Below are 2196 nucleotides of genomic sequence, written 5' to 3'. Positions count from 1 at the left end.
AGATGTTGTAACTCCAGAAGTTAAACCTGAAGATAAACCTGAAAACACTGAAGACAATAAACAACCTGAAGAAGATAAAACTGAAGATGTTGTAACTCCAGAAGTTAAACCTGAAGATAAACCTGAAGATAATAAACAACCTGAAGAAGATAAAACTGAAGATGTTGTAACTCCAGAAGTTAAACCTGAAGAAGATAAAACTGAAGATAATACTCAACCTGAAGTTAAACCTGAACCAACTCCAGTTGTTCCTGAAGATAAACCAGTTGATAATGTTATCCCATCTACCCCATTAAACCCTGCTACCAAACTATTTACAGATATTCTTATTACTTCAATCAATGGTGATAATACAGCAGTTGATGATAGAGCAGAAGTTAGTGAAGGAAAATTAGTAATTACTGCTAAATTAGATGACTTCAAAGGTAAAGAAGGCGAATACACATTTACAGTAAATAGCAATTTAAACAATGCAGGTTTAGAGCAAAAAGTTACAGCTTATGTAAATACTAATGGTGAATTTACATTTACAATGGATTCTAATGTTGTAAATAACGAACAAGGAATGATTAAATTAAGTATAGGTAGCGTAAGCGATACAGCAAATATATTTTATGTTCCAGCTACTCCTGATAATACAGATGATAAACCAGTTGATGTTGTAACTCCAGAAGTTAAACCTGAAGATAAACCTGAAAATACTGAAGACAATAAACAACCTGAAGTTAAACCTGAAGCTCCACTATTTGATAAACTTGTAATTACAGAAGTAAATGGAGATGAATCTTTAAGTGATAAATTAGCTAAAGTAGATAGTAATGAATTAGTAATAAAAGCTAAACTAGAAGGCTTTACAGGTAATGCGGGTGATTATATATTTACAATAGGAAGCAATATAATAGGTGCTACAAATAGTGTTGTATCTAAGGCTTATGTAGATGAGAATGGTAATTTCACAATTACATTAGATTCTAATATAGTTAATCAAGAAACTGGTTTAATTAGCGTTAGTTTAGATGGTAAATATGATACTGTAAGGGTTGAATATAATGCACCTGTAGTTGAGGCAGTAGATGCAGATATTAAGGTAGATATATTTGACAATAAAGGCACAAATATTGAAGATACATTAAATAATAATAAAGAATTAACAATAAGCGGTAGTGTATCTCCTGTAGATGCTAACGGAAATAAAGTTGAGTTTAATCCTGATAACGCAACTATTACAATTAATGGTGAAAAAGTAAATGCTACAATCAATCCAGATGGCTCATTTACAACTACTTATACTCCAAGCAAAGATGGAGAAGTAAAAGTAGAAGTTAGCTATGATTTAGACAATGGTAAGGCAGTAAAAGGTGAAGCTACAACGACAATAGACACTACAGCTCCATTATTAGGAGAATTAACAGGAACTCCAGATAACAATGGCAATTATGTTGTAGAAGGTAAAACAGAGCCAAATGCAGTGGTAACAATAAATGGTAAAACTGAAGTAAAAGCTGATGCTGATGGTAACTTTAAAGCAACATTAAATGATGTAAAAGATGGTGAAAAATTAGAATTAGTAGCTAAAGATGAAGCTGGAAATATTAGTAATGTTGGCACAATAAACGCTAAGTTAGATACTAAAGAAGGCACTTTAGAATTTAAAGTATTCCAAGGTGATGAAGATGGATTCTTTAATAACTTAACTGAAATTCCAAATGGTGGTAGAACATTTGATACTACTCCAACATTTATAGGTAAATCAGTTGCTAATGATACTTTAGTATTATTATTTGTAAAACCAAATAATGCTACAGGTAAAGATGAAGCAATTATGAAAGAATTCCAAGCTGCACCAGATGGAACATTTACATATACTCCTGATTTAACAAACAGAGTAGATGGTAGTGGTTGGGAAGTTGGAACATATAAAGTATATTTATCAAGCTTAAAAACAGGAGAAATGAAAGAATACTCATTTAGTTTAGATTTAAATACAGCTAAAGATGAAGTGGTTAATGATAATACTACAAGTGATGTAGTTGTAGATAACAACAATAATCAACCTACTAAAGAAAGCACTTTAGAATTTAAAGTATTCCAAGGTGATGAAGATGGATATTTCAACAACTTAACTGAAATTCCAAATGGTGGTAGAACATTTGATACTACTCCAACATTTATAGGTAAATCAGTTGCTAATGATAC

The 2196-nt window shown here is 31.3% G+C and carries 1 protein-coding gene; it reads left to right on the top strand.

Annotated features, from left to right (window positions below; all coding sequences use genetic code 11):
- A partial coding sequence (locus KJQ97_RS09140) for an Ig-like domain-containing protein (RefSeq protein ID WP_250325874.1) occupies window positions 1-2196 on the top strand: 2196 nt, incomplete at both ends.

Origin of the sequence: Campylobacter sp. 2018MI01, assembly GCF_018501205.1 — a bacterium.
GTDB lineage: Bacteria > Campylobacterota > Campylobacteria > Campylobacterales > Campylobacteraceae > Campylobacter_E.
This window is presented reverse-complemented; position numbering and strand designations above follow the sequence as displayed.